The organism is Myroides sp. C1519, from assembly GCF_038039755.1.
Classification (GTDB): domain Bacteria; phylum Bacteroidota; class Bacteroidia; order Flavobacteriales; family Flavobacteriaceae; genus Flavobacterium; species Flavobacterium phaeum_A.
This window is the reverse complement of the sequence record NZ_JBBPHM010000015.1, coordinates 60,656-83,298: the sequence shown is the minus strand read 5'-3', so window position 1 is coordinate 83,298 and position 22,643 is coordinate 60,656. Positions and strand designations below refer to the sequence as shown.

The following is a 22,643-nucleotide window of genomic DNA, read 5'->3' as shown; positions in this document are numbered from 1 at the left end:
CATCGCTAAAAAATTGCTACGAAAAAATAAGTCTATATAATTTTCATATCTGAACGACTGATCAGAAAAAAACAAAATATTCAAATTATGGAGCATCGCAAAAATAATGCTTCAAAAAAAATACTCTATGTAATTTTCATATCTGACCAGATCTATTAAACAAACTTAAATATCGAAAATATCTCCTCTATCTAAAATAGAAAATGTTCGTCGTGGAACATTACAAACAACGCTTACTTCAATCAAAAAACAACATTTAAAAAATTTGAGTTATCAACGTTATTAACATCATTATATATTAATAAAAGAAAATTTAAAATTTAAAAAAAATCTTTCTCTATTATATTGTCTGTTAATATGTACAATAACTTTTCTCAATAAATTCTTTAATTTCAATTATTAATACTTATCAACATCTTATCATTTTGTAACTACTTAGAAATAAATAGTCTAAATAGGTTATCAACAATCACTTTTTTCGTTATCAACAGTGTTTTTTCGATAAGTGAGGGTGTGTAAAACTATTGATAACCCTATTTTTTAGTATTGATATGTCAACAATAGAATTTAGAAAATAAATTTGGAAATGTGGTTATCAACATTGTATTGTAAATTATCTTGAATATGCAAAAAATAGTTATTGAATTCTTTCCATAGTTATCAACAGAATCGGTGAATTATTATCTACTTGAATTACAGTATTTTAACTTTCTTTATTAACAATGGGCTCTATTGTTGTTATGATATTGATTATCAATTGAATATGATTTTATAGTTAGCAGCCTTTTATTTTTCAAGTTTCTGTAAATTGATTCTTTTGTGATTAGCATTAGGAATTTTGGTTTAGCGCATTCTTAGGTGCTTATTAAAAGGACGCTTTGTAGTTGTCATATTTTATTTTTACAATAGTTAGATAGTATATATAGTAGTTATCTTAATAATACTGAATACGATTCTATGGTATTAAATCACTTTTTTACCTGTAGTGTTTCGTACGATAAAATCTATGTAAAATAAAGATTGTCATAACTTATTGAAATACAGTGATTAAGGTAGATGTTTTGTTATTAAATATTTTGTTGACTTAAATGTGGTTTTATAATTTAATTACATTGAATTACAATAGATTAACTCATAACAAAAAGTTATAACCATTGATATATAGTATTTTATAAATAACTAACGATTATTTTGACTCCTATATATAGAGTATTTTTTCTGTGAGCTTGTTATTGCGTGAATAGTTTTATTAGGCTAATTATTAAGTGTTATTTAGTACTTAAAGTAAGTTTGTCAGTAAGTATGTAATTGAAGGAGGCACTTTTATTACTAAAACATATAAGGAAAAATATAGTTAGTATTATCTTTGTAAAAAATTTTATTACAAAATGGCTAATCAAGTTCGCGTGCGTTTTGCACCAAGTCCTACAGGACCATTACATATTGGTGGAGTAAGAACAGCATTGTTTAATTATTTATTTGCTAAAAAAAACAATGGAGTTTTTTATATCAGAATTGAGGATACAGATCAAAATAGATTTGTTCCAGGAGCTGAAGCATATATCCTTGAAGCATTAGAATGGCTTGGGATTTCTCCAGATGAAACTATAGGGAAAAATGAAAAATTTGGACCATATAGACAAAGTGAGCGTAAAGAATTATATGAACAATATGCAAACCAATTAATTGCTAATGGATGGGCATACTATGCGTTTGATTCAGCAGAAGATTTAGATGCTTTACGTAAACAAGCAGAAAGTGAAGGAAAGACTTTTATCTATAATCATAGTAATCGTGAGCAATTAAAAACTTCTTTAAACTTAAGTAAAGAAGAAGTAGATAGTTTAATAGCAAATGGAGAACCTTTTGTTATTCGTTTTAAAACTCCTGTTGGTGAGACTTTAGAATTAAACGATTTAATCCGTGGGGATATCAAGTTTGAAACGAGTTTATTAGATGACAAAGTTTTATATAAAAGCGATGGAATGCCTACATATCACTTAGCAAATATTGTGGATGACCATTTAATGGAAACATCTCATGTTATTCGCGGTGAAGAATGGTTACCTTCTCTTCCACTTCACGAGTTATTATACAAAGCGTTTGGTTGGGAAGCTCCTAAATTTGCGCACTTACCATTGATTTTAAAACCAGTTGGTAATGGTAAATTGTCTAAACGTGATGGTGATAAATTAGGCTTCCCTGTATTCCCTCTTGATTGGGTTGATCCTGTGTCAGGAGAAAAATCATCTGGGTATAGAGAAAAAGGTTTTTATCCAGAAACGGTTATCAACTTCCTTGCTTTATTAGGATGGAATGATGGAACTGACCAAGAGATTTTTTCTTTAGCTGAATTAGTTGAGAAATTCGACTTAAATAGAGTTCATAAAGCAGGAGCAAAATTTGATCCTGAAAAGAATAAATGGTTTAACCAACACTATTTAAAATTACAAGAGAATACTGATTTAGCTGATGCTTATTCAGTAATTTTGACTGAAAAAGGAATTCAGGCTGAGAAAGAATATGTAACTAAAGTAGTTTCTATGATTAAAGAGCGTGCTACTTTTGTTACTGATTTTTATGAGTTAAGTGATTTCTTCTTCGTTGCTCCAACAGAATACGATGCTAAAGCATTGAAAAACTGGAAAGAAGATACTTCATCAATAATGATGAATGTAGCAGAAGTAATAGAGGAAATTAATGATTTTGATGCCAAGTCAATCGAAACAGAAGTTAAAGATTGGATTACAAAGCAAGAAATTGGAATGGGGAAAGTTATGCAACCATTGCGATTGAGTCTTGTAGGGGCTGTTAAAGGACCGGATCTTTTTGAAATTATTGAAATGATTGGTAAAGCAGAGACTATCAAACGAATTCAAACAGCAGTACAGAAAAATGCTTAATATATAAGGTCTGAGTTTTACTCAGACCTTTTTTTGTACTTTTAAAATACAATCTTCAAAGAATATCTCATTTTGGAATTATAATTGTTGAGGAATAAATTAGTAATTTTATTCAAAAGTTAATTATAAAGAAATGAGACGATTAAGTGTACTGCTATTAATAGGTGTTTTTTCACTATTTTATTCATGCTCTAATGATGATAATAGCACAGGAGGAAAAATTGAAAAGGAATGGATTGCTTTTGTTCAAAAGCATTTAATTGGAGATTGGACTCCTAAATCAATTGAGGTAAAACCTTTAGTTGGTGCACCTGTTTTTTCTACTCCCTATCCTAATCAACCAAATTGTAAATCGGATATTCTGCGTTTTGAAAAGAACTTTACAGGTACTTTTAATCAAAACAGTTCAGATTGTCAACTTAAAATAAATAAGTTTAAGTGGAATCATCGCTTAGGAGAATTAATCTTTACTTTAGAAAATGGTTTAGAAGTAAAGGCCGTTTTATTAAAAAAATCAGCTAATAATCTTGTTTTTGCAATTCCTGTAACTGAGATTATGCCTGTAGTTGAAAAGCTATATCCTCAGATAGTAAATGTAGATCCTGTTACATTAAAGTTATTACATTTAAAAATAAGCTTAGAAAAATAATTAATAACAAGATTATTATTTTTTTCTGTTCTTAGAAAAGTGTATTTTAACAAAAATATTTTAAAAATATACTTATGACTCCAACTTTAATTATTGTTGTTGTAGCTGTTGCCATTTTGTTTTTAGGTTTCTTTACCGTAAAACAGCAATCAGCTGTGATTATTGAGCGTTTTGGTAAATTTAATAGCATTAGACATTCAGGACTACAATTAAAAATTCCTTTAGTAGATAGAATTTCTGGTGTTGTTAATTTAAGAATACAACAGTTAGATGTATTGATTGAAACTAAGACAAAGGATAACGTATTTGTCAAATTAAAGGTTTCTGTACAATTTAAAGTAATTCCTGATCGAGTATATGATGCTTTTTATAAGCTTGAATACCCACATGATCAAATTACATCTTATGTTTTTGACGTTGTTCGTGCAGAAGTTCCTAAATTAATTTTAGATGACGTTTTTGAAAGAAAAGACAATATTGCGGTCGCAGTTAAAGCTGAATTAAATGAAGCTATGACAACGTACGGATATGATATTATTAATACTTTAATAACTGATATTGATCCAGATATTCAAGTTAAAAATGCAATGAACCGTATTAATGCTGCAGATAGAGAAAAAGTTGCTGCAGAATATGAAGCAGAAGCGAGTAGAATTAGAATTGTAGCAAAAGCGAAAGCGGAAGCAGAATCTAAACGACTACAAGGTCAAGGTATTGCTGATCAAAGAAGAGAGATTGCTCAAGGACTTGTTGAAAGTGTTGATATTTTAAACAAAGTTGGTATCAATTCACAAGAAGCTTCAGCACTTATTGTAGTAACTCAACACTATGATACTCTACAATCAGTAGGTTCAGATTCTAAATCGAATTTAATCTTACTACCGAATGCTCCAACAGTTGCAACAGATATGCTTAATACTATGGTTGCTTCTTTTGCTGCAAGCAGTAAAATAAATGAAATGACAGGCTCAAACGTAAAAACAAGCGATTTAAGCAATAAAAATTACGAATCAAAGGATTTGTCTAATGAAATGGATTACGATGAAATAGACTAATCTAAAACCAATAAAAAAAGCTCTCAAATACTATTTGAGAGCTTTTTTGTTTTATATTTTATTTTCTCTTTCTGTTGAAAAAGAATTTTAATGCTGCAGTAATAAGGAAAGCTTGAATATTTCCAGAACTTTTAATATAGCTTGCTACAGAACCAAAAGTATTTCTAACTAATCTATCCGGAGTTAATTCATCTTTAATATTGTCAACAGATTGAAACACCTTTTGGTAATGTAAATTTCTCTTGACACGCAAAATGCGTAAGTCTTGATTTATTTCCTCAAAAGAAGTATATGCTTTTCTCATTAGACAATGATTTAATCGTTAAATATTATTTCCGACAATTTTTTAATTAGAGGTTTTTCTACCAATTGTTTTCTAAATAAATAGGCAAGCAATGTAATTAATAAGTACACTACTCCAACAATTAAAAAACCAATTGGTCTGCTATCTAAGCATTCCCCAATAGCAAAAGCAGCAGACAAGGAGAAGAATAATACTGCGATCATTATAAATAGGCCTACTAAAAGTAAGGTCATAAAAATGCTCCCCGCTTTTGCAGTTACCTTAAATCCCCATAGGCGATAATAGTTCATACTTGAGCGTAAAAACTCTTCAGAATCAACTTTTATATCATCTATATTATCTTTTATTTCCTCGAATGCCATTATAATTAAATAAGATTATTTTTTTGCGTTTTCTACAGCTTCATTAGCTTGTGTTTTCAATTCAGCTAACTTCTTTTCTAAAGTTGAAATAACTTCGTCTCTTTTCTTTCCTGTAGTCGACATAAAGCCTTCTAATCCTTCTTCAAGATCATGTTTTTTCTTAGAAACTGTATCGCGAACTTGTTTTTTTAATTCATCAATTTTATCATTTAAATCGTCTTTAGAATCATCAAATGTTTTTTTGATTTTTTTACGTGTTTTTTTTCCTTCTGCTGGAGCGAATAAAATTCCTAAACCTGCTCCTACTACTGCACCTGCAAGTAGCGCTACTACTGTATTACCTAAACGATCTGACATAACAATTATTTTTTATATGATTAATACTATAAATTTATAAAAAAAAGACGCTTTAACTGTTAATATTAAGTTAAAGCGTCTTGCTTATTTATCTTTAAGTACTAAAAATTACTTCTGTTCTATCTTGTTCCAAGTATCTCTCAAACCTACTGTTTTATTGAAAACTAAGGCATTTTCTTTACTTTCTTTATCTACACAGAAATAACCAAGTCTTTGGAATTGGAATTTATCACCATCTTTCGCTGTGCTTAAGCTTGGCTCTAAATAACCTTTTACTATTTCTAAAGAATTTGGATTTACAAAGTCTAAGAAATCTACATCTTTATTCCCATCAGGATTTTCATCCGTAAATAAACGATCATAGATTCTAACCTCTGCTTCTATTGCATGTGGTACAGATACCCAGTGAATAGTTCCTTTTACTTTTCTTTTACTTGCTTCTGTTCCACTTCCACTTCTACTCTCTGGATCGTATGTTGCATGAATTTCTAAGATGTTTCCTTCTTCGTCTTTCACTACACTTTCTCCTTTGATGATATAAGCATTTTTCAAGCGAACTTCCTTACCAAGAGTTAATCTAAAGAATTTGCTATTTGCTTCTTCTTTGAAATCTTCTCTTTCGATGTAAATTTCTCTTGAGAAAGGAACTTTTCTATAAGTCATCACTTCCTCTTCTGGGTTATTTTCAGCTTCTAACCATTCTTCTTGTCCTTCAGTATAGTTAGTAATTACTAATTTAACAGGATCAAGAACAGCCATTACACGTGGTGCAATTTTATTCAAATCTTCTCTAACACAGAATTCTAATAAAGAAACATCGATTAAGTTATCACGCTTAGCAATTCCGATTGTATCAGCATAATTTCTAATTGAAATAGGAGTATAACCTCTTCTTCTCAATCCAGAAATTGTTGACATACGTGGATCATCCCATCCTGTTACGTGTCCTTCTGCTACAAGTCTTGCTAATTTACGTTTACTAACTACCGTGTGCGATAAGTTTCTACGAGCAAATTCTCTCTGTTTAGGTCTAATATTCTCAGGAACTACTACTTGATCTAAGAACCAGTCGTAAAGCTCTCTATGAGGCAAGAATTCTAACGTACAGAAAGAATGTGAGATACTTTCAATGTAGTCACTCTCTCCGTGTGCCCAGTCATACATTGGGTAAATACACCAATCATTTTGAGTACGGTGATGTGATTTCTTGATGATTCTATACATAATAGGATCACGCATCAACATATTTTTATGAGCCATATCAATTTTAGCTCTTAAAATGTGCTCTCCTTCTTCGAATTCACCATTTTTCATTCTTTCGAATAAATCAAGGTTTTCTTCTACAGAACGATTTCTATATGGACTATCTACACCTGCTGTAGTTGGAGTACCTTTTTGTTGCGCCATTACTTCAGAAGTTTGGCTATCAACATAGGCTTTTCCGTCCTTAATCATTTGTATAGTCCAATCATATAACTGTTGGAAATAATCTGATGCATATACTTCATTTGCCCATTCAAATCCAAGCCATTCTACGTCATGTTTGATTGCGTCAACAAATTCCTGTTCTTCTTTTGAAGGGTTAGTATCGTCAAAACGCAAGTTTACTGGCGCATTGTACTTTAACCCTAATCCAAAGTTTAAACAAATAGAACTCGCGTGTCCAATGTGTAAGTACCCATTAGGTTCTGGCGGAAAACGGAAATGAAGTTTTTCTGTTGGCAAACCATTTTTAAGATCTTCTTCAATGATCTGCTCAATAAAGTTTAATGATTTCTCTTTTGTTGACATGGAAATATTTATTATAACTACAAAGGTATCAAAAAAGTAGTCAATTCTTGAGTCTTTTAGCGTATTATAAATATAAAACAGTCAAATTATTTGTACTTTTAGCGTTCTTAAAACAGAAAGAATTAATTATGGGAATTATTAAATTAAATAATATTAGAACTTTTTCTTTTCACGGATGTATGGATGAAGAGGCTAAAATTGGTTCTGACTATCGCATAGATGTTGTTGCTAAAGGTGATTTTACTAAAGCAGCGGCAACAGATGAATTAGAATATGCAATTGATTATGTTCATTTAAACAAGATTGTGAAAGAAGAAATGGACAAGAGAGCTAAATTGTTAGAAACGGTTTGTCAAAGAATAATAGACAGAGTGTTTGTTGAAATTAGAATGGTGAATGAAGTTAAGGTCTCTGTATCTAAAATTAACCCGCCAATTGGTGGAGATGTAGAATACGTAACTGTTGAAATGCAGGGAGTTAGATAATAAATGTTTTTTTAGGTGCAAAAAAACACTAAATAGATTTTTAAATCTAAAAATAATTAGTAAGTTTGCAATCCAAATAAAGGACATGGCTTCGTGTCCGAGTGGCTAGGAAGCGGTCTGCAAAACCGTCTACAGCGGTTCGAATCCGCTCGAAGCCTCAATAAAAAGGATAGCTATTTAGCTATCCTTTTTTTATACCCATAAAAAAACGGCTAAGTAATTTTAAATTACTTAGCCGTTTTTAGTTTATATTGAATTGAACTTATTCAGTCTGTTCTAAGGCCTTTATAGGGATGTTTAAGCTATTATTTTCAGATTTAGGTAAAATACCTTTAATCATAATTACTAAACCGAAAACAATCAAGATTATACTACTAATCTTTTTCACTTTTAAAATATTCTCTGGAGTAAGTTTCTTTCTCAATTGCTTAGCCAGCGTAATTTTAAACAAATCGGTAATGAAGTAAGCAGTAATTGTAAAACCAAAGAAAGTAAACATTCTTCCTGTATCCATATCCATATTTGGACCTAATGTAATGATAATAGCTAACCAAAAACCTAAAACCCCTACATTGATAAAGTTAAGTAAGAATCCTTTTGCAAAAAGATTCAAATAATCTCTTCTAAGATTAGGAGGTGCAATTTGTAAAGTATCTACTTGCACTTTTTTAAGCCTTACGAAGGAAATGATTCCGTAAGTAAGCATAATAATTCCTCCAAAAATAAATAAAGCAGGATCATCTTTGATTGCGTTGATTAAGCGAAAACTACTAAAAAAAGCAACAGCAAAAAACAGAGCATCTGCTAAGATTACTCCTGTATCAAATGCTATAGCAGCTTTGAACCCTCTCGTTATACTTGTTTCAATAAGAATAAAAAAAACAGGGCCAATCATAAAGCTCAAGAAAAAACCAAGCGATATTCCTGTAATTAAGTCGTCTATCATTGTCATTAATTAAAAAATGCCAATTATACAATTGGCATTTGAATATATCTTTTGCAAGATACGGCTTTTTGACTTAAAAGTTAAATTATTCGTTCGTTACTTTTTTAACAGTTCCCCCTAAAACATTCTTTTCAGTTACGTTTTTTGGATTACCATAAATAGTAATGCTCCCTCCTGCTCTGGTTTTTGCATCCACTAATTCAGAAGCATACACATCTGCTTGTCCTCCTGCATTAACTGTTACAGTTGTCTGGTTAGTTAGAAGCTTTTTGTTTTTGATTTCTGCTCCAGAATTTGAAACAATATCTTGAACAGCTGCTTTACCAGATAATTTTACTACAGAACCAGAACCTGCTTTTACATCTACTCTTTCTGTGTCAATCTCTGCTACAATTGTAGCACCATTTTTTGCAGTTACATCTAATTTTGTAGCTTTAATCGGAGCAGTCGTTTTAATCGAAGCTCCTTCATCAGCTAAAATCTCTGTTAAGTTTTTATAGAAAAGAGTTACTTTAATCCCCTCCCCTTGTAAAGACTTTACAAAGTTCATTTTGATTTTTAAATTACCGTTCTTGTTTACAACATTTACATTGTCTGCATTCGTACCTTCAATTTCAATTTTTTGAGTATCTGAAGGAACCAAAGTAAGTTGAATCTGATCAAATACTCCCATTGTATTAAAATCACCTAAAACACTGCTCTTTTGAGCAAAAATGAAAGGTGAAACAATAAGAGCAAGTAATAATGCTAACTTTTTCATAATTAAGAATTTTTTCTAATGTAGTTAAAATCAAGTTGTTTTTTGACTAAATCTGCATTTTTAACAGTAACTATAACTTCATCTCCAAGCTGTAACATTGTTTTGTTAGCCTGACCGATTAAAGCATATTGTTTTTCTTCAAATACGTAGTAATCATCTTTTATCTCGCGAATACGAACCATTCCTTCACATTTGTTTTCAACGATTTCTACATAAATACCCCATTCAGTAACACCTGAAATAACTCCCAAGAACTCCTGTCCTTTTTGGTCTTCCATATATTTTACTTGCATGTATTTAATACTATCTCTTTCTGCATTGGCAGCAAGACTTTCTCTTGAAGAACAGTGATTACATTTTTTCTCAAAATCATCAACGCTTACAGATGCACCTTTATCTAAATAATGTTGTAATAAACGGTGAGCCATAACGTCTGGATAACGACGAATTGGCGATGTAAAGTGAGAATAATAGTCAAAAGCTAATCCGTAGTGTCCAATATTATTAGTAGAGTAACTTGCTTTACTCATACATCTAATAGTTAAAGTATCTACTAAGTTTTGCTCTTTTTTACCATGTACATCTTTCAATAATTTGTTCAATGACTTTGATATACTTGCTTTCGTATTAAAGTTGATTTTATGTCCAAATCGTGCAATAACAGATTGTAAACCAAATAATTTTTCTTGATCTGGTTCGTCGTGAACACGATAAACAAACGTTTTCTTTTGTTTACCAATGAATTCAGAAACTTTTCTGTTAGCCAATAACATAAATTCTTCAATCAAGTGATTTGCTTCTTTTGCTTCTTTAAAGAACACACCTACCGGTACATCATTTTCATCTAAGTTGAATTTTACTTCTACTTTATCAAAAGAAATAGCCCCCTCACCCATACGTTTTTTACGCATGATTTTAGCTAAGTCATTTAATTTAAGAACAGCCTCTGCAACTTCTTCTGTTACTTCTTGATCAGCTCCAGTTAATGAAATTCCTTCTGGAATAGTTCTATCACTTGTTTCAATAATATATTGTGCTTCTTCATAAGCCATACGTTGGTTAGAATGTGTTACCGTTCTACCAAACCACTTATCTACTACTTCTGCTTTCTCGTTAATTTCAAAAACAGCTGAGAAAGTAAACTTATCTTCATTTGGTCTTAATGAACAAGCAAAGTTTGATAAAACTTCAGGTAACATAGGTATTGTTCTATCTACTAAGTAAACAGAAGTACCTCTATTAAATGCTTCTTCATCAAGGATAGTTCCTTCTTGTACGTAATGAGAAACGTCTGCAATGTGAATACCTACACTGTAATTTCCATTTTCTAATTTTTCAAAAGACAAAGCATCATCAAAGTCTTTTGCATCTTTAGGGTCAATTGTAAAGGTTAAAACCTCACGCATATCTCTACGTCTTGCTATCTCTTCTTCATTGATAGAAGTATCAATTTTATTAGCAAAAGCATCTACTTCTTTAGGGAAGTCAGAAGGCAATCCGTATTCCGCTAAAATTGCGTGAATTTCAGTGTCGTGTTCTCCTTGTTTACCTAATACTTTTAGTACTCTACCAAAAGGACTATCTGCTTTTTCTGGCCAATCTTCAATTTCTACTACAACTACTTCTCCATCTAAAGCATCTCCAATCTTCTCTTTTGGAACAAAGATATCTGTGTACATTTTTGGATCTGCTGTTGAAACAAAAGCAAAGTTCTTTTGAATTTCAATAACCCCAACAAATTGTGTCTTATGTCTTTCAAGAATTTCAACAACTTCCCCTTCTGGTTTTTTGCCATTTCTTTTGTTGTAGATATAAGCTTTAACGAAATCTCCATCAAGAGCTTTACGCAAGTTATTTGTAGGGATAAATACATCTTCTTCAAGATCTTCACATACCAAGTAAGCAGTTTTACGAGTAGTCATATCAATATAACCCTCAATGTAATTAGCTTTAGGAATAAAGCGGTATTTACCGGTTTCTATTTCTTCGATTTTCTCTTTAGAAACTAAATATTTAAGTTCTTTTATAATCTCATTTCTTCCCTGTGTATCGTTAACGCTTAATTGCCCAGCAATTTGTTTATAGTTATACGATTTGGTTGTATTCTTAGATAAAAACTTTAAGATTTTACCAGCGAAGTCGAACTCTTTATTCTTTTTCTTTTTTATTTTTTTTGTCATTTTTTTTATGTTTTAATTCTATGAACCTACCCAGAGGTAAATAGTTGCTTAAATGTACAAAATACTATACTCTTTTTATCATAAAATGAAGTGAAATATTGAAAAGGGATATTTTATAAGTCGCTTAATTTTAGGACTTCCCTCCTATTTTCGCGATCTATTTGCCTGTGTAAACATTGTATTCTATGTAATAATATAAAGTAAGTATTGCGTATTTATATGCAAAGAAAACAATATCTTTTCTAAAATCGCATAAAATGTTGTTTGTGTTTAAAATTTTGTATTTTAGAGTTAACCAAAAAACCAACATTATTATGAATACAATTTCTTACGTGCACGGCGCTTCACAAATGCCGTTGTTAGGAGAAACTATTGGACAGAATTTAAAAAAAATTACCGATAAGTACCCTAATCAAGAGGCAATAGTTAGCGTTCATCAGAATTTCAGAGCTACATATCAAGAGTTTTATGACTTAACTACTAAGGTTGCTAAAGCATTATTAGCGAATAATGTACAGAAAGGAGATCGTGTAGGAATTTGGGCTCCTAACTGCTATGAATGGGTTTTAATGCAATATGCTACTGCGAGGATTGGCGTTATTTTAGTAAATATAAATCCAGCTTATCGCGCACACGAAATAGAATTCGCTATCAATCAATCAGAGATTTCTTTAATTGTTTCTGCAAGTAGTTTTAAAACCAGTGATTATAGAAAAATAATTTCTATGGTTTTTGAAGACTGCCCTTCTCTTCGTGAGGTTGTTTTCTTAGGAGAGGAATGGGAACAGTTTTTAACTACAGCTGATCAAATTACAGATGGAGAATTGGATATTATTGAAGATTCTGTACAATTTGGCGAGGCAGTTAATATTCAATATACATCAGGAACAACGGGTTTTCCTAAAGGTGTTACCCTAACCCATCACAATATTTTAAATAATGGCTACTTTATTGGTGTGCGTTTAAAGTACACGACAAAAGACCGTGTTTGTATTCCAGTTCCTTTTTATCATTGTTTTGGAATGGTCATCGGAAATCTTTGTTGTACTTCTCATGGAGCAACGATTGTTATTCCAAATGATAGTTTTGATCCTGCCAAAACATTACAAGTGGTTCAAGATGAAAAGTGTACTTCACTTTATGGAGTACCTACAATGTTTATTGCTGAATTGCAATTGCCAAACTTTACAGATTATGATTTAACTTCACTTAGAACAGGGGTAATGGCGGGGTCATTATGTCCTGAGTACGTTATGAAACGCGTTAAAAGTGAAATGCATATGGAAGAAGTCAGTATTTGTTATGGTATGACAGAGACATCTCCTGTTTCTACACAGACACATATTGGAATTGACATCAAAAAGCAAACAACAACAGTCGGAACAGTTCAAGATCACATTGAAATAAAGATTATAGATCCTGAAACGGGATATATTTTACCACGTGGTGAGGCAGGGGAATTGTGTACAAGAGGGTATTCAGTAATGCTAAAATATTGGAACAATAGAACCCTTACTTCAGAAGTATTAGATGAAAATAGATGGATGCATTCGGGCGATTTAGCTACGATGGATGAGGATGGATTTATTTCTATTACAGGTCGTATTAAAGATCTTATTATTCGCGGAGGTGAAAATATTTCTCCAAAATGGATTGAAGATTTCTTATACACTCATTCAGATATTGCTGATGTACAAGTTATAGGTGTACCTTCTGAAAAGTATGGAGAAGAAATAATGGCTTGGATCATAATGAAACCTGGTAAAACTGCAACGGCAGAGGCAATGCGAGCATTTTGTGATCAAAAGATTGCTCACTATCGAATTCCAAAATATTGGAAGTTTGTTACGGAGTTTCCAATGACAATCTCCGGAAAAGTTAGAAAGGTAGAAATGCGTCAGATAGCTGTAGAAGAATTAGGGCTATAAATAATAAAAATACTAACTTTGTAGAAGTATAATACAACACAACAGAAAATGAATATTTCAATCGGAAATGACCACGCAGGTCCAGCGTACAAACAAGCAATTATCAAATTACTTGAATCAAGAGGATATAATGTAACTAACTACGGTACAGATGATTTTGGTTCTGTAGATTATCCAGATTTCGGACATAAAGTTGCATTAGATGTAGAAGAAGGAAAAGCAGATTTTGGAATTGTAATCTGTGGTAGTGGAAATGGAATTGCAATGACTGCAAACAAACATCAAGGTGTGAGATGTGCATTGTGTTGGACAAAGGAAATTGCTGAATTAGCAAGGTTGCACAATGATGCAAACGTAATTAGTATTCCTGCAAGATACACTTCAATTGAACAAGCTGTGGCTATGGTTGAAGCTTTTTTAGACACTAAATTTGAAGGTGGACGTCATTTAACAAGAGTAAACAAAATTGCTTGTTCTTAAATAGAGCAATTATTTAAATACAAGAGGTATAGTCTTAGGATTATGCCTCTTTTTTTTGGAATTAAACCTACTTTTATTAAGTATTAGCGCAAGCTTGCTCGTACTTTATTTCACACATGTTCGGCAGATGTTCGACACAAGTTCGGAAAATAGGGCTTTTTTCGAAGAAGTCCCGAACAAGTCTCGGAGTTGTGTGGTATTAGTGTGCTTTAAAATAGGTTTAAGTGTAATATAAATTACGTAGTAGCGCAGTTTTACTATCGTTTAAAAAGTGCGAATAAAAGAATTCCTTGGACAATTAAAATTGCGTAGAACTTAAATTTAAAAGAGTCTTTTGAAGTTTTATGTCTCAACTTTTTCATAGCTAACCAGCCACCTAAACTTCCGCCAAAGAAACAAAGTGTAAGCAAATTCTTTTCAGAAATACGCTTTTTGTGCTTTATCGCTCGCTCTTTATCTACAGCAAACATAGAGAAGGCTATGTAGTTAATTATGAATAAGTAAAGGAATAAAAACTTCATGTGATTTATTTATTGTCGCAAAGGTAGTATTTTAGCTAATCTTAAAATAATTAATTATGACGTTGATTGAGTTTATTCAGCAAGCAGTAAATGCTTCAGTACGCAGTATTGAAAATACTTTAGCCTTGCTTGACGAAGCGTGTACAATACCATTTATAGCTCGATATAGAAAAGATAATACAGGTAACTTAGATGAAGTAGTTATCGAGAAAATAGCAAAATATAGAGAGCTTTATGAAGGTATAGTAAAGCGCAAGGAATCTATTTTAAACGCAATTGAAGAACAAGGTAAACTAACAGAGGAGTTAAAAAATAAGATTAGTAATAGTTTTGATTTAACAGAGATTGAGGATTTATATTTACCATTCAAAAAATCTCGTAAGACAAAAGCTGATACAGCAAGAGAGAACGGATTAGAGCCATTAGCAAAGGTTATTATGGCACAAAATGCTACTGATGTAGAATCTATCGCTCAAAAGTATGTTACAGGTAAGGTTGCAGATGAAGAACAGGCAATTCAAGGTGCTTCTGATATTATTGCAGAATGGATTAATGAGAATATGTTTGTTAGAAAAGCGTTGAGAAGAAAATTTCAACGAGAAGCAACTATTACAACAAAGGTTGTAAAGGCTAAAAAAGAAGAGGAGGGTGCACAGAAATTTGAACAGTATTTTGAATGGAACGAACCTGTGTATCGCATTCCAGCCCATCGTTTATTGGCTATTTTGAGAGCTGAAAAAGAGGGATATATCAAATTTTCTGTTGCTGTAGATAAAAAGGAGGCTGTAACATTTATTGAAAATACAGTTATTAAAAGCAATAATGAATGTGCGTCTATTATTAAAAATGCTATTTCCGATAGTTATAAGCGATTGTTAGAGCCGGCTTTATCAAATGAAGCTTTAAGTGAGGCAAAAGAAAAAGCAGATATTAATTCTATCAATGTTTTTGCAGATAATCTAACACAGCTATTATTAGGTTCGCCATTGGGAGAGAAGAGAATTCTTGCTATAGATCCTGGATATAAATCAGGGTGTAAAATAGTTTGTTTAGACGAACAAGGAGATTTGCTTTACAATGAAACAATTTATCCTCATGCACCTCAAAAAGAAAGTGCCATGGCGATGAAGAAAATTCGCTCTATGGTAAATTCATATCGCGTAGAGGCTATTGCAATTGGAAATGGAACGGCTTCTCGTGAAACAGAGTTCTTCATCAAGAAGATTGCTTTTGATAAGCCTGTACAAGTGTTTATAGTGAACGAAGCAGGAGCATCTGTCTATTCAGCATCAAAGATAGCCAGAGAAGAATTTCCTTCGTATGACGTAACTGTTAGAGGGGCGGTTTCTATTGGTAGAAGATTATCAGATCCATTGGCTGAATTGGTTAAGATCGACCCTAAGTCAATAGGGGTTGGACAGTACCAACACGACGTAGATCAGACGCTTTTGAAAAAAGAATTGGATAATGTGGTGATGAAATGCGTTAACTCAGTTGGAATTAACTTGAATACTGCAAGCAAGTCTTTGTTGAGTTATGTTTCTGGTATTGGTGAAAAGATGGCAGAGAATATTATTCAATATAGAACAGAAAATGGTCCTTTTGAAAGTAGAAAAGAGTTGAAAAAAGTACCAAGACTTGGCGAAAAAGCATTTCAACAAGCAGCAGCATTCGTACGAATTAAAAATGCAGCAAACCCCTTAGATGATTCGGCAGTGCATCCTGAAGCTTATAGTGTTGTAGAAAAGATTGCAAAAGACTTGAAAGTATCTGTAAACGATATGATTTCTAATAAAGAAGTAATTGCTCAGGTAGATGTAAAGAAATATAAAACAGGTGAAGTAGGAGAGTTTGCTCTTCAAGATATCTTAAAAGAACTTGAAAAACCAGGGTTAGACCCTCGAAAAGCAGCTAAAGTATTTGAATTTGACCCGAGTATTAAACAGATTACTGATTTAAAGATAGGATTGGTTTTACCTGGAATCGTCAATAATATTACCAATTTTGGATGCTTTGTAGATGTAGGTATCAAAGAGAGTGGGTTAGTTCACATTTCACAATTGAAAGCAGGGTTTGTTTCTGATGTGAATGAAGTAGTTAAATTACACCAACATGTTCAGGTGAAAGTAGTGGATGTTGATATTGCTAAAAAGCGAATTCAACTTTCAATGATTCTTGATTAAAAAAAAGTATAAAAACACGCTTTTGGCACAATAGTTGTTTTTAAGTAAATATCTAAAGCTTTTAATTTTAATGCTAAATTGGAATGAAAGCTATAAAGGTAAGTAGTGTTTTTATTATGTTTTATAAGTGAAGTGCCTATTCATTATTGTCTGAATAGGTACTTTTTTTGTGCTTTTTTGAAATATTGAAGCATAAAAAAGCGCTAAATAGACGATTATATCTATTTAGCGCATATAAATATTTTGATTTCAGAATTTGCTTATTCTGATTTTTTCTCTTCTTGAGTGTTTTCTTTTTTAGAAACTTGTTGAGCATTTTCGTCTTTAGTAGCGTCTTTGAATTCTTTAATTCCACTACCTAAACCTCTCATTAATTCAGGGATCTTTTTACCTCCGAATAACAATAAGACTAATGCTACGACGATTGCGATCTGCCATGGTCCAACTACTCCTAAAAATATGTGCAATGAGTTCATAATAATCTGTTTGAAACATTATATAGCGACAAATATAATAAGAAATTTACAATCCCTTTCTTAAAGATAAGTTTTATTTAACTTTTAACGTTTTTAGTTTTGCGAAAAATCGCTTATTTTCGGTATATTAAGTAAAAGGAGGCAACGCTGAGATTTATAATTATTATATTTGTGTAGAAAAATGTGTACCAATGTCAGGAAAGGGGCTAAATCAAAAAAAGTGGAAAAAGAGACTTCTTAGTAAATACCGAATTGTTATCGTTAATGACAAGACTTTTGAAGATGTTCGCTCTTTTAAGCTAAATCTTTTGAACGTTTTTGGTGCGAGTACAACATTAGTTTTTCTATTTATTCTTTCTACAGTTTTACTTCTGGTTTTAACACCATTGAAAGAATATATTCCAGGTTATTCTTCTTCTGGATTAAAGCAACAAGCAGTAGAGCTTGCTTTAAAAGTTGATTCGTTAGAAAATGAATCAAGGCGAAATCAATTATACTTAGCGGCAATTAAAAAGGCACTTTTAGGAGAGGTAGATATTACAAGAGAAAGTATCGACTCTCTAAGGATGGCTCAGATACCTATCAATCAGATTGAGCATAAAGAACCAGGAGCAAGGGATTTGGAGTTAAGAGAAATGGTTCGCTTAGAGGATAAGTATAACATTTTTACTGAAGCTAAACCCAAAGTTAGTCAGATACTTTTTAGTCCAATTAACGGAGAGGTAATTAAGAAATACGATCCTGGTGCTTATCATTTTGGAGTTGATTTTAGAGCACCAAAAAATACACCAGTTAAGGCAATTGCTAAGGGGTCTGTACTATTTGTAGATTGGACAATTAAAGATGGTTATACAATTATCGTTTTACACGAGGAAGGGTTGATATCGGTGTATAAACACCTAACAACTTTGACTAAATCAGAATATGAGTATGTTAGTTCTGGTGAGGTACTCGGACTATATGATGGTAATTATGATGATAATAGCCAAAATACAACGGTTAAATATTTTCACTTTGAATTGTGGAAGGATTCTTATCCTTTAGACAGTTCAATTTTTATAGATTTTGAATAAAAGAGTATGTCATTAAAGTCATTTGCAGCAAAGTTATTTGCTTCAATCATACATAAAAAAACACAAAAATGGGCGAGTAACCCAATTGAAACTCAACAAAGAGTGTTCGAATCTTTAATCGCTCAAGCTAAAGATACAGCTTTTGGGAAAGATCATAATTTTAGTCAAATTAAAGATTTTAAAGATTTTGCTAAGCAAGTTCCTGTTCGCGATTACGAGGCATTGAGAAATTATATTGACCGCGTTGTAGCAGGAGAGAGTAATGTGCTTTGGCAAGGATTACCAATTTACTTTGCTAAAACTTCAGGTACTACTTCTGGAGCAAAGTATATTCCGCTTACAAAAGAATCAATGCCTTATCATATTGAAGCGGCAAGAAATGCAATTTTAGCTTATATACACGAAACAGGTAAAGCAGATTTTGTTGATGGAAAGATGATTTTCTTACAAGGGAGTCCTATTTTAGACGAGAAAAACGGTATTAAATTAGGTAGATTGTCTGGTATTGTAGCTCACTATGTACCGGCTTATTTACAGAAAAATAGATTGCCAAGTTGGGAAACAAACTGTATTGAAGATTGGGAAACTAAGGTAGATGCTGTTGTCAAAGAAACAATGGATGAAGATATGTCTGTTATTTCTGGAATTCCAAGTTGGGTTCAGATGTACTTTGAAAAGTTGAAGGAGAAAAAGAATAAACCAGTTGGGGAAATCTTTAAAAACTTCAATTTGTTTATTTACGGAGGAGTAAATTTTGAGCCTTATAGAGCAAAGTTTGAACAGTTAATCGGTAGAAGGGTGCCTTCTATTGAGTTATTTCCGGCCTCTGAAGGTTTCTTTGCATATCAAGATTCTCAGAAAGAAGAGGGATTGTTATTATTACTAAATGCAGGGATTTTTTACGAGTTTATAAAAGCAGATGAGTTTTATACTGACAATCCTAAGAGATACACAATTGGAGAGGTGGAGTTAGGCGTAAATTACGTTTTAATACTTTCAACAAATGCGGGTCTTTGGGGGTATAATATTGGTGATACGGTGCGATTTGTTAACTTAAACCCTTACAGAATAGTTGTATCAGGTAGAATCAAACACTACACTTCTGCTTTTGGAGAGCACGTAATTGGCAAGGAAGTTGAAACAGCAATTCAAGAAGCAATGGAAGGAACAGATGTTGAAGTAAATGAATTTACAGTTGCACCTCAAACAACACCATCTGAAGGCTTGCCTTACCACGAGTGGCTTATTGAATTTGGTAATAAGCCAAAAGATATGGAGGCTTTTGCCTTGAAGATTGACCAAGCATTGAGAAAACAGAATGTTTATTACGATGATTTGATTGTAGGAAAAGTACTTCGAACATTAGTGATAAGCTCTGTTAAAACAGGAGGTTTCCAAGATTATATGAAGAGTATTGGAAAACTTGGAGGGCAAAATAAGTTGCCAAGATTAAGCAATGATAGAAACATTGCTGATAAATTAGATTTAGAATAGAGAGTAAATTAATAGACGTAAAAAGGAGAAAGTTTATGAAAGAGATTAAGAATATTTCGAGAACGAGAGCACAAGTATCGTCAGCGGCGGTAGAGCGTATGTATATTACAATGCGTCACTTGTTTAATAGAGGATTTTATAAACCAATGGGAGTTTCGGGAGATACGTTAAGAGAAGCTTTATTAGAGCTACGCCCTGAGATTTATGGAACAATTGCAGAGGAAAAAGTTGAGTTAAATGGACTTTTATATGTTATTGAGCGTTTGCCAATTGGAATAGAAGAATGTAGATATATTAATTTAACGTCTGATGAGGGATATTCATTCTCTCACTTCACTGCTTTGGTTCCTCCAAAGAGAAGAAGAAATTGTTATAGAATTGACGCTGAACAAATGAATATTGAGATCACAAGAGGTAGATCTGATATTTATGATGTTTTAACGCACTTGACTTTTATTTTTATTGAGTCACATAAAATTAAAAACCGCGTTTTAATCGGTGAAGAAGGAAAAGTTACACGTGACTGGAAAAAGATTGAAATTGCTGCTAAGAAAACAGAAACATTAGAGTTAGAAGAGAAAGAGATCATTATGTCTCACTTGTCTAATGTTTTAGGACGTTCTTTTTCAGAGGTACTTGATATCTATGAAAAATTTGCAATTCCTGAAAACCCAGATAGATTCTTAGATGTTATTTACTGGTTAGGAAAATTAGCTATTGAAGAGGATATTGATAACGATAAACGTACAATTACGTTTAGCCCATTGTTGAGAGAAAGATTAGGGCACCATATTTATGGTGAAATGTGGTCTGATCGTATCAAGAATGTTTTAGAGAAAAAAGGATTATTAGGAAGACCAATTCACATTATTAGTGCTAATATGCACAGTGTAATGAACTCAATTTTTGCTCCTTCAGTAATGAAAGGACAAGTAGAAGTAGGGTCTGAATTAGAGATCTACGAAGAGTTGAGTAAACCTGAAAACAAAGAATTAAGAAACTTAGTAGGTGAAAGAGCTGAGCGCGAAGGAATGACTTTCTTAAGAGATGAGTCGGGAACTAATATCGATGTTCAGATTTTTGACACGGCTAAAATAAACTTGAAAAACACGAACTTCTCAACGGCAAAAATTGAAGGAGAATATCCTGTAATTATTGTAATGGATTATGCTTTTGGAGAACAAGCTTACGAAACAATTGATGAGCTTTTAAAACCTTACCAAAAGACTACATTGATCAATGTAGAGTCTGTTTCTATTATGGGAAAAGCAGGTATTTTAGTAGGAGGAAAAGGAGATATTATGATTCCATTTGCTCATATTAATGAAGGAACTGGAGATAACTATCCTTTTGATAATGAATTGACAGTAGATATGTTTAAAAACGACGATATCCCTGTATTTGGTGGTACAATGGTAACTGTTTTAGGTACTTCACTTCAAAATAAAGACTTATTGAAGTTTTTCCACGATTCTACTTGGGGAGTAATTGGTCTTGAAATGGAAGGAGCACACTACCAAAAAGCGATTCAATCTGCTTCTAAAATTAGAAAAAGTATTAATCCAAATGTAAAAGTTCGTTATGCTTATTATGCTTCTGATAATCCATTAGAAACAGGAAGTACATTAGCTTCAGGAGGATTAGGTACAACAGGTGTAAAACCAACGTATTTAATTACGATCAAGATTTTAGAACAGATTTTTAATTCATAATTTTAAAAATGAGTAATCATAAGAACGATAATTTTGACGAGATTGATTTGAATGATCTGTCTAATTTTTTTAACTCTATAGGGGATTCAATAGGTAAACTATTGAATCATTTAGTTCAGTACTTAAAGAAGAATATACTATTTCTACTCCTTGCTTTTATAGTAGGTGGTGGTATTGGATATCTATATAAATCTAAGACTAAAAGTGAAGAAAGTTTAGCATTAGTAAGTAATCTAAATGGGAATGAGAAGTTAATACAGTCAGAAACAGTTGTTGTCTTAAATTATGGTTCTTATGACTACATTAAAAAAATATTAAGCAACTATAGTGCTGATACTTTACTTGTTAAGAAAGGATTGATTAATATTCAATTGAAGGGTATTGAAAACCTTTCTGACTTGAAAGGTAATACATCATTATTGTCGCTTTTAAGCTCGAAATATGGTACTACTGAAGAGCTATTTGCTCAAGAAATGGTAGATAAAAATTTTCATTATCATACGTTGACAGTTGTTGCGTTAGAAGGGTTTGATTTTGAAATGTTTTTAAAAGAATTACAACAAGAGATAGAGGAAATAGATTTTATAAAGAATCGCAAACAACTTGCTTTAAAAAACCTTGAATTAAGACAAATAGAGCTTGAAAAGTCTATAGTACAAAGCAATAATGTTTTTTCAAAAGGAGTGAAAATTGAAGAAAATAACGTTGTTGTTGAAATACTTCTTGGAAAAGATAAGTTGATTAAAGAGTTAGGTAAAGTTGAATTAAGTATTTTAGAAGGTCAACAAGCTCTTTTTAAAGTTTATAGTTCAGAGCAAGCAATAGATAACAATACTATAGATATTTCTTTAGAAGATTCTTTAGCGAAGGAACCTTCTATGAAAAAAAGTATTGTAAGAAGTGGTATTTTATTTGTTTTTGCTTTTATAATAGTAAACGGACTTATAGGATTTTATCGCCGTTATAGTAAACAAGTTAATTGAT

At 32.0% G+C, this 22,643-nt stretch carries 20 protein-coding genes and 1 tRNA gene; 12 read left to right on the top strand and 9 right to left on the bottom strand.

Features of this window, described 5'->3' with window-relative positions:
* Nucleotides 1-1,388: 1,388 nt before the first annotated feature.
* The 3 genes from gltX (at nt 1,389) to AABL81_RS09835 (ending at nt 4,607) form a co-directional block, all read left to right on the top strand.
* A complete protein-coding gene (gene gltX, locus AABL81_RS09845) occupies nt 1,389-2,903 on the top strand; it encodes a glutamate--tRNA ligase (protein WP_341340924.1) in 1,515 nt (504 codons plus the stop codon).
* Nucleotides 2,904-3,036: 133 nt separating this feature from the next.
* On the top strand, nt 3,037-3,552 hold the full coding sequence (locus AABL81_RS09840; protein WP_158209771.1) for a hypothetical protein: 516 nt from the start codon (nt 3,037-3,039) through the stop codon (nt 3,550-3,552).
* Between the two features lie 74 nt (nt 3,553-3,626).
* Entirely contained in the window at nt 3,627-4,607 is a 981-nt protein-coding gene (locus tag AABL81_RS09835; protein WP_158209772.1) for an SPFH domain-containing protein, read from the top strand.
* A 58-nt stretch (nt 4,608-4,665) separates the two neighbouring features.
* Here AABL81_RS09835 and AABL81_RS09830 read toward each other — a convergent pair whose 3' ends face one another.
* The 4 genes from AABL81_RS09830 to AABL81_RS09815 all read right to left on the bottom strand — a co-directional run bounded on the left by AABL81_RS09830 (nt 4,666) and on the right by AABL81_RS09815 (nt 7,421).
* Nucleotides 4,666-4,911, bottom strand: coding sequence for a DUF6327 family protein (locus AABL81_RS09830; RefSeq protein ID WP_158209773.1), 246 nt, complete (start codon nt 4,909-4,911; stop codon nt 4,666-4,668).
* 11 nt (nt 4,912-4,922) lie between these two features.
* Nucleotides 4,923-5,273, bottom strand: a complete 351-nt coding sequence (locus AABL81_RS09825) for a phage holin family protein (RefSeq protein WP_090404629.1) — start codon at nt 5,271-5,273, stop codon at nt 4,923-4,925.
* 15 nt (nt 5,274-5,288) lie between these two features.
* Nucleotides 5,289-5,630: a YtxH domain-containing protein gene (locus AABL81_RS09820; protein WP_158209774.1), complete on the bottom strand. Its 342-nt coding sequence runs from the start codon at nt 5,628-5,630 to the stop codon at nt 5,289-5,291.
* A 108-nt stretch (nt 5,631-5,738) separates the two neighbouring features.
* The gene (locus AABL81_RS09815; RefSeq protein ID WP_158209775.1) at nt 5,739-7,421 is read right to left on the bottom strand and encodes a glutamine--tRNA ligase/YqeY domain fusion protein; all 1,683 of its coding nucleotides are present in this window, start codon (nt 7,419-7,421) and stop codon (nt 5,739-5,741) included.
* A gap of 128 nt (nt 7,422-7,549) precedes the next feature.
* Here AABL81_RS09815 and folB point away from each other — a divergent pair, with 128 nt between their 5' ends.
* Both folB and AABL81_RS09805 read left to right on the top strand, forming a co-directional pair.
* Complete coding sequence (gene folB / locus AABL81_RS09810) at nt 7,550-7,906, top strand: dihydroneopterin aldolase (protein WP_090404638.1); 357 nt, start codon at nt 7,550-7,552, stop codon at nt 7,904-7,906.
* 87 nt (nt 7,907-7,993) lie between these two features.
* Nucleotides 7,994-8,064 (top strand) — tRNA-Cys (locus AABL81_RS09805).
* Between the two features lie 104 nt (nt 8,065-8,168).
* On the opposite strand, the gene AABL81_RS09800 is transcribed toward AABL81_RS09805, so the two are convergent.
* From AABL81_RS09800 to rnr, 3 genes are all read right to left on the bottom strand, one after another.
* Nucleotides 8,169-8,852, bottom strand: a complete 684-nt coding sequence (locus AABL81_RS09800; RefSeq protein ID WP_341340923.1) for a LysE family translocator — start codon at nt 8,850-8,852, stop codon at nt 8,169-8,171.
* An 85-nt stretch (nt 8,853-8,937) separates the two neighbouring features.
* A complete protein-coding gene (locus tag AABL81_RS09795) occupies nt 8,938-9,612 on the bottom strand; it encodes a head GIN domain-containing protein (RefSeq protein WP_158209777.1) in 675 nt (224 codons plus the stop codon).
* Nucleotides 9,613-9,614: 2 nt separating this feature from the next.
* Entirely contained in the window at nt 9,615-11,792 is a 2,178-nt protein-coding gene (rnr, locus tag AABL81_RS09790) for a ribonuclease R (RefSeq protein ID WP_341340922.1), read from the bottom strand.
* Between the two features lie 314 nt (nt 11,793-12,106).
* Between rnr and AABL81_RS09785 the strand changes: the two genes are divergently transcribed.
* Both AABL81_RS09785 and rpiB read left to right on the top strand, forming a co-directional pair.
* Nucleotides 12,107-13,720, top strand: a complete 1,614-nt coding sequence (locus AABL81_RS09785; RefSeq protein ID WP_341340921.1) for an AMP-binding protein — start codon at nt 12,107-12,109, stop codon at nt 13,718-13,720.
* Between the two features lie 48 nt (nt 13,721-13,768).
* Nucleotides 13,769-14,200: a ribose 5-phosphate isomerase B gene (gene rpiB, locus AABL81_RS09780; protein WP_158209780.1), complete on the top strand. Its 432-nt coding sequence runs from the start codon at nt 13,769-13,771 to the stop codon at nt 14,198-14,200.
* Between the two features lie 257 nt (nt 14,201-14,457).
* On the opposite strand, the gene AABL81_RS09775 is transcribed toward rpiB, so the two are convergent.
* Nucleotides 14,458-14,721 (bottom strand): DUF1294 domain-containing protein, encoded by a 264-nt coding sequence (locus AABL81_RS09775; RefSeq protein ID WP_341340920.1) that lies wholly within the window; start codon nt 14,719-14,721, stop codon nt 14,458-14,460.
* 56 nt (nt 14,722-14,777) lie between these two features.
* Between AABL81_RS09775 and AABL81_RS09770 the strand changes: the two genes are divergently transcribed.
* Nucleotides 14,778-16,904 (top strand): Tex family protein, encoded by a 2,127-nt coding sequence (locus AABL81_RS09770; protein ID WP_341340919.1) that lies wholly within the window; start codon nt 14,778-14,780, stop codon nt 16,902-16,904.
* Nucleotides 16,905-17,164: 260 nt separating this feature from the next.
* On the opposite strand, the gene AABL81_RS09765 is transcribed toward AABL81_RS09770, so the two are convergent.
* The gene (locus tag AABL81_RS09765) at nt 17,165-17,380 is read right to left on the bottom strand and encodes a Sec-independent protein translocase subunit TatA/TatB (protein WP_090404658.1); all 216 of its coding nucleotides are present in this window, start codon (nt 17,378-17,380) and stop codon (nt 17,165-17,167) included.
* Nucleotides 17,381-17,571: 191 nt separating this feature from the next.
* On the opposite strand from AABL81_RS09765, the gene AABL81_RS09760 reads away from it, so the two are divergent.
* From AABL81_RS09760 to AABL81_RS09745, 4 genes are read left to right on the top strand one after another with little or no spacing between them, the layout of a single operon-like run.
* On the top strand, nt 17,572-18,453 hold the full coding sequence (locus AABL81_RS09760) for a murein hydrolase activator EnvC family protein (RefSeq protein WP_158209782.1): 882 nt from the start codon (nt 17,572-17,574) through the stop codon (nt 18,451-18,453).
* A 6-nt stretch (nt 18,454-18,459) separates the two neighbouring features.
* A complete protein-coding gene (locus AABL81_RS09755) occupies nt 18,460-19,947 on the top strand; it encodes a GH3 auxin-responsive promoter family protein (RefSeq protein ID WP_341340918.1) in 1,488 nt (495 codons plus the stop codon).
* Nucleotides 19,948-19,982: 35 nt separating this feature from the next.
* Nucleotides 19,983-21,659 (top strand): DUF6909 family protein, encoded by a 1,677-nt coding sequence (locus AABL81_RS09750; protein WP_158209784.1) that lies wholly within the window; start codon nt 19,983-19,985, stop codon nt 21,657-21,659.
* A gap of 8 nt (nt 21,660-21,667) precedes the next feature.
* Nucleotides 21,668-22,642 (top strand): hypothetical protein, encoded by a 975-nt coding sequence (locus tag AABL81_RS09745; protein WP_341340917.1) that lies wholly within the window; start codon nt 21,668-21,670, stop codon nt 22,640-22,642.
* The last annotated feature ends 1 nt before the right edge of the window (nt 22,643 follow it).

Excerpts from the sequence above, each read along its gene's own strand:
- AABL81_RS09755 (WP_341340918.1), top strand. The coding sequence starts at position 18,460 with ATGTCATTAAAGTCATTTGCAGCAAAGTTATTTGCTTCAATCATACAT.
- AABL81_RS09840 (WP_158209771.1), top strand. The coding sequence starts at position 3,037 with ATGAGACGATTAAGTGTACTGCTATTAATAGGTGTTTTTTCACTATTT.
- AABL81_RS09835 (WP_158209772.1), top strand. The coding sequence starts at position 3,627 with ATGACTCCAACTTTAATTATTGTTGTTGTAGCTGTTGCCATTTTGTTT.
- AABL81_RS09750 (WP_158209784.1), top strand. The coding sequence starts at position 19,983 with ATGAAAGAGATTAAGAATATTTCGAGAACGAGAGCACAAGTATCGTCA.
- AABL81_RS09770 (WP_341340919.1), top strand. The coding sequence starts at position 14,778 with ATGACGTTGATTGAGTTTATTCAGCAAGCAGTAAATGCTTCAGTACGC.
- gltX (WP_341340924.1), top strand. The coding sequence starts at position 1,389 with ATGGCTAATCAAGTTCGCGTGCGTTTTGCACCAAGTCCTACAGGACCA.
- AABL81_RS09745 (WP_341340917.1), top strand. The coding sequence starts at position 21,668 with ATGAGTAATCATAAGAACGATAATTTTGACGAGATTGATTTGAATGAT.
- AABL81_RS09785 (WP_341340921.1), top strand. The coding sequence starts at position 12,107 with ATGAATACAATTTCTTACGTGCACGGCGCTTCACAAATGCCGTTGTTA.
- rnr (WP_341340922.1), bottom strand. The coding sequence starts at position 11,792 with ATGACAAAAAAAATAAAAAAGAAAAAGAATAAAGAGTTCGACTTCGCT.
- AABL81_RS09800 (WP_341340923.1), bottom strand. The coding sequence starts at position 8,852 with ATGATAGACGACTTAATTACAGGAATATCGCTTGGTTTTTTCTTGAGC.
- folB (WP_090404638.1), top strand. The coding sequence starts at position 7,550 with ATGGGAATTATTAAATTAAATAATATTAGAACTTTTTCTTTTCACGGA.
- AABL81_RS09775 (WP_341340920.1), bottom strand. The coding sequence starts at position 14,721 with ATGAAGTTTTTATTCCTTTACTTATTCATAATTAACTACATAGCCTTC.
- AABL81_RS09820 (WP_158209774.1), bottom strand. The coding sequence starts at position 5,630 with ATGTCAGATCGTTTAGGTAATACAGTAGTAGCGCTACTTGCAGGTGCA.
- AABL81_RS09795 (WP_158209777.1), bottom strand. The coding sequence starts at position 9,612 with ATGAAAAAGTTAGCATTATTACTTGCTCTTATTGTTTCACCTTTCATT.
- AABL81_RS09765 (WP_090404658.1), bottom strand. The coding sequence starts at position 17,380 with ATGAACTCATTGCACATATTTTTAGGAGTAGTTGGACCATGGCAGATC.
- AABL81_RS09830 (WP_158209773.1), bottom strand. The coding sequence starts at position 4,911 with ATGAGAAAAGCATATACTTCTTTTGAGGAAATAAATCAAGACTTACGC.
- AABL81_RS09760 (WP_158209782.1), top strand. The coding sequence starts at position 17,572 with ATGTCAGGAAAGGGGCTAAATCAAAAAAAGTGGAAAAAGAGACTTCTT.
- AABL81_RS09825 (WP_090404629.1), bottom strand. The coding sequence starts at position 5,273 with ATGGCATTCGAGGAAATAAAAGATAATATAGATGATATAAAAGTTGAT.
- rpiB (WP_158209780.1), top strand. The coding sequence starts at position 13,769 with ATGAATATTTCAATCGGAAATGACCACGCAGGTCCAGCGTACAAACAA.
- AABL81_RS09815 (WP_158209775.1), bottom strand. The coding sequence starts at position 7,421 with ATGTCAACAAAAGAGAAATCATTAAACTTTATTGAGCAGATCATTGAA.